General features: G+C 35.6%; 8 protein-coding genes and 1 pseudogene. 2 read left to right on the plus strand and 7 right to left on the minus strand.

Features of this window, described 5'->3' with window-relative positions:
• Positions 1-201: 201 nt before the first annotated feature.
• Positions 202-1209 carry an allantoicase gene (alc, locus tag GJV03_RS10140; RefSeq protein ID WP_151957778.1) on the plus strand — a complete coding sequence of 336 codons (1008 nt, stop codon included), beginning with the start codon at positions 202-204 and terminating at the stop codon, positions 1207-1209.
• 4 nt (positions 1210-1213) lie between these two features.
• Positions 1214-1708 carry an ureidoglycolate lyase gene (locus GJV03_RS10145; RefSeq protein WP_154130023.1) on the plus strand — a complete coding sequence of 165 codons (495 nt, stop codon included), beginning with the start codon at positions 1214-1216 and terminating at the stop codon, positions 1706-1708.
• Between the two features lie 204 nt (positions 1709-1912).
• On the opposite strand, the gene GJV03_RS10150 is transcribed toward GJV03_RS10145, so the two are convergent.
• From GJV03_RS10150 to GJV03_RS21475, 7 genes and pseudogenes are all read right to left on the minus strand, one after another.
• Positions 1913-2635: an outer membrane protein OmpK gene (locus GJV03_RS10150; RefSeq protein ID WP_105712585.1), complete on the minus strand. Its 723-nt coding sequence runs from the start codon at positions 2633-2635 to the stop codon at positions 1913-1915.
• A gap of 146 nt (positions 2636-2781) precedes the next feature.
• Complete coding sequence (uraH, locus tag GJV03_RS10155) at positions 2782-3102, minus strand: hydroxyisourate hydrolase (RefSeq protein ID WP_056511282.1); 321 nt, start codon at positions 3100-3102, stop codon at positions 2782-2784.
• 33 nt (positions 3103-3135) lie between these two features.
• The gene (gene uraD / locus GJV03_RS10160) at positions 3136-3657 is read right to left on the minus strand and encodes a 2-oxo-4-hydroxy-4-carboxy-5-ureidoimidazoline decarboxylase (protein ID WP_151958136.1); all 522 of its coding nucleotides are present in this window, start codon (positions 3655-3657) and stop codon (positions 3136-3138) included.
• 126 nt (positions 3658-3783) lie between these two features.
• Positions 3784-4749, minus strand: a complete 966-nt coding sequence (gene puuE / locus GJV03_RS10165) for an allantoinase PuuE (protein WP_151958135.1) — start codon at positions 4747-4749, stop codon at positions 3784-3786.
• Positions 4750-4829: 80 nt separating this feature from the next.
• Positions 4830-5846: a hypothetical protein gene (locus GJV03_RS10170; protein ID WP_252720696.1), complete on the minus strand. Its 1017-nt coding sequence runs from the start codon at positions 5844-5846 to the stop codon at positions 4830-4832.
• A gap of 57 nt (positions 5847-5903) precedes the next feature.
• On the minus strand, positions 5904-6485 hold the full coding sequence (locus GJV03_RS10175; protein ID WP_056511292.1) for a histidine phosphatase family protein: 582 nt from the start codon (positions 6483-6485) through the stop codon (positions 5904-5906).
• Positions 6486-6581: 96 nt separating this feature from the next.
• Positions 6582-6996: pseudogene (locus tag GJV03_RS21475) on the minus strand (hypothetical protein); the annotation flags it as partial.

The following is a 6996-nucleotide window of genomic DNA, read 5'->3' on the forward strand; positions in this document are numbered from 1 at the left end:
TGTCTGTTTCTTTAACACTTATGACTAAAATGCTAAAAACGTGCCATTTATTTAAAAATCACAACATTCCTTAAGCAAAGTTGGCATAGGCTATGCATGATGACGACGCTAAGATATTGTTTTTATGAGTGCTTATTGAACTTTAAACACTGATATCAATCAATAAAATGATATAAATCGTAATATGAATGGTAAATAAATATGGCAACTTTACTTGCACCAAGTTTTGAGCTTCCTGCACATTTGCAACAATACAGCAATTTGGCAGATCCCCGAATTGGTACAAAAGTACTTGAATGTTCAGATGATTTTTTTGCAGAAGCACAACGAATGTTGCAATTTAATCCACCCATTTTTGTAGAAGATAAATTTGATGATCACGGCAAATGGATGGATGGATGGGAAACCCGCCGTAAACGCCATGCGGGCTATGACTGGGCAATTGTTAAATTAGGTGTTGCTGGAAAAATTACAGCATTTGATATTGATACCACTTTTTTTACTGGGAATTACCCTGCTTCCGCTTCAATTGAAGCCTGTTATGCACCAAATGGGGACTTAAGCAATGCACTATGGCAGCCCATTCTAGATAATTCTGTTCTTGGCCCCAGCCAACATCATATTTTTGACATTAAAAACTCAGCAGTCTTTACCCATGTACGCTTAAATATTTTTCCTGATGGTGGTATTGCACGTTTTCGCGTCTATGGTGAAGTGCAAATACAGATCCAAGATCGCCAACGTACATTAGATTTACTGGCACTTGAAAATGGTGGACGGGTGATTGCCTATAGTGATGCACACTTTGGCCATCCTCGTAATTTGATCAATCCGAATCGTGGGATCAATATGGGTGATGGTTGGGAAACCAAACGCCGCCGTGCACCTGGATTTGACTGGTGTATTTTGGCCCTAGGTCAAAGTGGTGTAATTGAAAAAATTGAAATTGATACCGCACATTTCAAAGGCAATTTCCCCGCTCAAGTATCGATTCAGGCGATTTATATTGAAAATGCGACTGATCCACAATTGATTCCGCAAAGTATGTTTTGGCCATTTCTACTCAATGCTCAGGATATGCAAATGGATCATATTCATGATTATGTAGCAGACATTTTAAAACATGAAAAAATTTCACATATTCGTGTCAATATGATTCCAGACGGTGGCATTAGCCGTATCCGATTATGGGGTAAAATTGCAGAGTGATTTTATGAAATATATCCAAATTCAGCCATTAACTGCTGAAGCTTTTGCAGCATTTGGTGAGGTCATTGCCTGTGCTGGCAATGACTTTTTCCATATCAATGGCACGCATACGGAACGCTATCATGCTTTATCTTTGGCTCAAGCGGCTAATGCTGAAGTCGGGTTGAGTATTTTTCGTAATATTCAAAAAACCCAAGTGCCTTGCGAAATTCAAATGCTTGAACGCCATCCAATTGGTTCACAGGCATTTATCCCGATGCAAGGTCAATCCTTCTTGGTTGTTGTTGCAGCGGCTTTAGATCAAGATCAACCTGATCTTGATCATATTTATGCCTTTATAAGCAATGGCCAACAGGCTGTAAACTATCGTGCAGGCACTTGGCATCATCCGTTATTAACGCTTGAAGCACCCAGCGACTTTGCTGTAATCGATCGGATTGGTGAGGGTCACAATTGTGATGTTTTTCAATTTAATGAAAATATTGTCCTGACCTTATAATCACCATTTCATAACAGCAAATAAAAAATGCATGGATCAAAACATTCACACTAAAAGTGCTGAGAAGTACTGAGATAAGATTTTACCCTATGTTGTTAAAAAACCAGTGCAGCATTATTCAGTGTTGCGCTGGTTTGGAAAAATGATCTTAAGCTTATCTCAATCCTATTCATGCATTTAAAAACATGATCAGATAAAGCTCATTTAAAAATGATATTTAATTAAGGCACTGACATTATTTTCATCTTTACCAGAAATTCCATATTTATTATTCCAAACGGAATATTCAACACCTAAATACAATTTCGTATCTGGTGAAATATGTTTACCCGCATTCCATTTCCATTGGGTAGTCCAGTTTAACTCACTGGCATGATCATCTTCAGCGGTTGACCAATCAAGAAAACCATCAACAAGAAAATCTTCTGATGCAATTTTAAAAGGCACACCAAAAACAAAAGTCAGCTGATAATCATCATTTGTATTCTTGTAATTGTCTGCTTTATAAAAGTTTAATTGTGCATATTGGAAATATGGAATCGCCAAATCTACCCCGATCCCATACAGATAATTGTTAAACCCTTCACCGCCTTCCCATGTTGTGGCAATGAGAACGTCTTTGATTGGCCCTGCTTCCAACTTATGCCCTGAAATCGCGCCTAAGCTCAATCGTGGTGAAACTTCAAAATAGGTCTCATTGCCTGAAACATCATTATTGGTACGATCCGCAAATGCAAAGAAGTCCCCATATTTTAATTTGGCTGCATATTCAAAAGTAATGGTCGATTGATCATCTTCCCGAGCAATTAATTCATAATTTTTTCCATATAATCCAGTAATGCTAAAGTCTTGCCAAATAGGCGCAGCATGGGTGCTAAAAGCGGTGCAAACGAAAGTTGAAAGCGCAGCAAATTGTGTTAATTTCATTGTATAAATTCCCCATCAGAAATAGCGGTAAACACCTGCATGAATAAGCAAAAACAAAGCCAATTTTTTACACTTGGTCAAAATTTCATAAAAAAAGCCCAAATCAATGGGCTTTAAAATCATAAAATAATCTAATTCTATAAAAGCTAGCTACCACGATATGTGGAATAAGCAAAAGGGCTGATTAATAAAGGAATATGATAATGTTGTGCAATATCAAGAACTGAAAAATGAATCACAACTTTTGGGAAAAACGTTGCTAAGGCTAAACGGTCAAAATATTCAGCAGTATAAAAAACCAAACTATAATCCCCTGTTTTAATTCCACTTAAATTAAAATCTGCTACCCGTCCATCTTCATTGGTCCTTGATTCTGCAACAATATTGTCTTGGCTATCCAATAATTTTATCAGAACATTTACGGCAGGCTTGCCAAGATGCGTGTCTAAGATATGGGTACTGATCATGTTATTTCCTTTCTAAACATTATTTTAATACAATCAATCATTTAAGCTTTCATTTTCACTCAGTTCTTGATTGAGTCTTAACATTGCAATTTCACCAAGTTGTTGTTTAACAATACGCTGTTCTGTTTCAGGATCATTTAATAAACGATATTTCAGTGCTTGTAGAATTTCAGTCTGATCTAAGCCCATAGCACGAATTAAAAAAATATGACCAAATTTCTTTTCATAAGCAATATTGCCTTGCAATAAAGCATGTTGTGTTTCAGTGCTCTGTTTTATTGCTGATTGCTCTTGATGAGAAAATGCTTGCTCTTTTTCACTCAGCACTGCCTGAGCCTTTTTTTCACCGATCCGAGGGTGTGTCGCTAATGCATTTGCAATTTCTAACCATGTCCAAGTTGAGGCTTGTGCTTTTGCAAAATCCATTAACACTTGAGTGTTGACAAATGGACGTTGTGACAAAATTTCATCTGACCAACGTTGAATGTGCACACAATGCTTGAGCAAGGTTGTAAGCTCTTCTGATGATGCTTGATTAAATTCTTCTATTTTCACGAATAATACCTATGCTTGAGTTCGCTAAAATTTTCAAACACTTTTATATAAACTTTGCTGCGCGCTTTACTGCATTCAATTAAAAATAAAGTGCTTACCTTAAAAGCCACATCCTCGTAGCGACAATTATGCGGCTGGATGGTGTTTAAACCAATGTTCAGCGATATCGCCACGACGACAGATCCAGACTTTTTCATGTGCCTGTATATAATCTAAAAAACGCTGTAATGCTTTAAAACGACCGGGACGTCCCAGAATACGACAATGCATGCCAATCGATAGCATTTTCGGCTCAGTTTCACCTTCTGCATAAAGCACATCAAAGGCATCTTTTAAATATTGATAAAATTGCTCGCCACTGTTAAAACCAGCAGGCGCACAGAACTTCATATCATTACTTTCTAATGTATATGGAATGATCAGGTGCGGGCGGCTTTGGCCTTGTAAATTGGTTAAGTTTGTCCAAAATGGTAAATCATCACCATAGTAATCGCAGTCATATTTGATCTGTGGAAATTCAGCCAATAATTTACGCGTATTTGGGCTATCTCGCCCTGTATACCAACCCATTGGTGTAGTGCCAAATAAGGTTTCTAGAATACTGATTGCTTGATCAATATGCTGACGTTCCGTTTCAATATCTATATTTTGGTAATTTAACCAACGCTGTCCATGTGAAACCACATCGTAATGGGTTTGTTGAATGGCTTCGACAATATATGGATTACGTGCCAGCGCCATACCCACTCCAAATATGGTCATGGGTAAGTTACGCTTTTTAAACTCATGATGAATACGCCAGAATCCTGCACGAGCGCCATATTCATACATCGAATCCATCGACATATGTTTGTCTGAAAAACTTGCTGCTCCCACAATATCAGATAAAAACTGCTCAGAACCGGCATCACCATGTTCGATATGGTTTTCAGCACCTTCTTCATAGTTAAGTACAAACTGTACCGCTATTTTAGCTTGATTGGGCCATGCTACTTTGGGTACTTCACCGTGATAGCCAATGAGATCTCGTGAATAGGGAGTATTTTGGATTTGGTCTATTAAGTCTTGCCCACGTAAATAAGTTTTACTCACTCAAACCGCCTTTAAACTTTTCAATCACCATTTTTTAGTGTGAATGATCAAGCAGTTTTTATGCCAATCTCACTCATGCTTTAGTCAACGGGTTGGAAAGTTAACTGCACCTGATGACTTTTTCCCTTGAAAATATAGTGGTGTTTTCCAATTTGAAAACTTTGATTAGGTTGAAGAGCACTTTCCTGCTGAGTACGTACAATCATCGTATTATTTTCATCCGATTCTTTTAACAAGAATTGATAAATTTTATCCGTCATCTCTGCATCTAATAATTTATGCTGGATTCTATTTTGTAGATATTGATCTAAACGTTTTGTATAAAGTTCTATAAGTTTTTTATCACCAGAACTAAAAATGCGATCAAAATTATTTAAAGAAGCCACCTCTTTATTTACTGAGCTTAATCCTGTGGTTTTAATTGCACTCACTTCAAATTGATCAGTACGTTCAAAAACCAGATTCAGACTTTCGAGATTGTCTGAAAAATTTGCATCTTGTTGTGAATATTGTTCATAGATATCACGAAAAAGTTTTTGATATTCATAGGATATAGACGCGTAATCATACAGATTAAAGTATTGCACCTTACTTACATCAGCTAAGTATTCAGCACATTTTTTCCCACATTGTTGTTTTTGTTGTTGACTGATTGCATTGGTCACTAAGTACTGTGTATAAAATTGATGCGCATCATCTAGATATTGAATCTTATGCGTCCATTTATATTTCACCAAACTTGCATCACCTGCTGCAAGGTAAGTTTCATATCTCAGGATTTTTCTCTCTTTTGGTAAATCTTTCGCCCATAAGTCACGATATTGATTTAAAATTTTAACGCCCGATATGGTGAAATCAGATGCCGCTAAAGCACAGTTTTTATCTTCTAAATAACCCAAAAAATCTGAAACAAAAATAACATCCATCGAATACACATCTATTTTTTCAGAATTTGAACGATTTAAAAATTTATGCAACATGTTAAGAGGCATATAGCTTTCAAGCCCCTTACATTGTGTTTCAAGAGGTTGCGCAAATTGAGTTAAATCTGACTTTAAAGCCACAATATCTGCATATGTAGATACAGGTATAAACATAAAAACCGTCAATAGAGCAATTTTTCTTATTATAAAATTCATGCTGTTAATCTCATTTTATTTAAAAATAAAAAACTCTGTATTGTCTAATTGATGATTTAACAATGCATAACGAAAATCACGCATTAATTGTGATGATAATTCTCGCTTTTGCTCAACCAGCATTTTCAATAACTGTAAAAACTGACCATGACTAAATACCAGTAAATGATCATGTTGATAGTGTACTTTTAATGAATCCAAGTGTGAAATAAAGTCCGTAACGCGTTGATAAAAATTGGCAAAAGATTCAGCGCCTTCACTTGTCACTAGGTTCACATCTGCTTGATTCCAATAATCATCTACCCAAGGTTTTCGTTCCTCTAAAGTGGTATTTTTACATCGCGTATCGGATAAGTAAGAAAACTCCTGAATATCCAAAACTTGAGGTGTAATCTGATCTCGTAATAAAATTGGTTCAGCTGTTAGACGTGTACGGAGGAATGGCGAGATAAAAATTTGCTTTGCTGGAGGTAAAACATCAACAAGTTTTTGCGCCTGTTCATGTCCAAATTCGGTTAAAGGAATACTTGCATGTGACTCAGTTTTACCGTTTACATTACCCAAACTTTGTGCATGACGGATTAAATAAATACTCATAAAATTCTCTTACCTCACCTTTATTTTGAAAATAATCAATAATTTTTAGTCAATCAATTTACAACTCATATTTCAATCATCATTTTTGAAGATTAATCATCCAGAATTTTGGTTAGAAAAATTTATCGGCTCCATAATTAGTTTTAACTTATTGTCTGAAACTATAAAACTATAAATGTGCTGACCTAATTGATAACTTGTTACACTTTTGCTTTTAGTCTCATGTGTACCTAGATATTCAACCTTTGTGTACAAGTATCTGCTTTCTTTGCTTAAAATCTCATATATATTTTCTATCATGCGATCATCAAGAAGATTGTTTTCAATACGATATTTTATATAAGCATCTAGTTTTGCATAGAAAATATTTTTAATGTTTCGGTCATCAATTTTAAAAATGAATTTAAAGTTTTCAATTGATGCAACTTCGAAGGGGAAAGAATTTAAACCTGTTTTTTTTATATATTTGATTTCAAAATCATTAGTTAAATCAAATATTTCTTGAAGTTGT

Origin of the sequence: Acinetobacter sp. RIT698, from assembly GCF_009668065.1 — a bacterium.
Classification (GTDB): Bacteria; Pseudomonadota; Gammaproteobacteria; order Pseudomonadales; family Moraxellaceae; genus Acinetobacter; species Acinetobacter guillouiae.

Excerpts from the sequence above, each read along its gene's own strand:
- alc (WP_151957778.1), top strand. The coding sequence starts at position 202 with ATGGCAACTTTACTTGCACCAAGTTTTGAGCTTCCTGCACATTTGCAA.
- GJV03_RS10145 (WP_154130023.1), top strand. The coding sequence starts at position 1,214 with ATGAAATATATCCAAATTCAGCCATTAACTGCTGAAGCTTTTGCAGCA.
- GJV03_RS10150 (WP_105712585.1), bottom strand. The coding sequence starts at position 2,635 with ATGAAATTAACACAATTTGCTGCGCTTTCAACTTTCGTTTGCACCGCT.
- uraH (WP_056511282.1), bottom strand. The coding sequence starts at position 3,102 with ATGATCAGTACCCATATCTTAGACACGCATCTTGGCAAGCCTGCCGTA.
- GJV03_RS10170 (WP_252720696.1), bottom strand. The coding sequence starts at position 5,846 with ATGTTTATACCTGTATCTACATATGCAGATATTGTGGCTTTAAAGTCA.
- GJV03_RS10175 (WP_056511292.1), bottom strand. The coding sequence starts at position 6,485 with ATGAGTATTTATTTAATCCGTCATGCACAAAGTTTGGGTAATGTAAAC.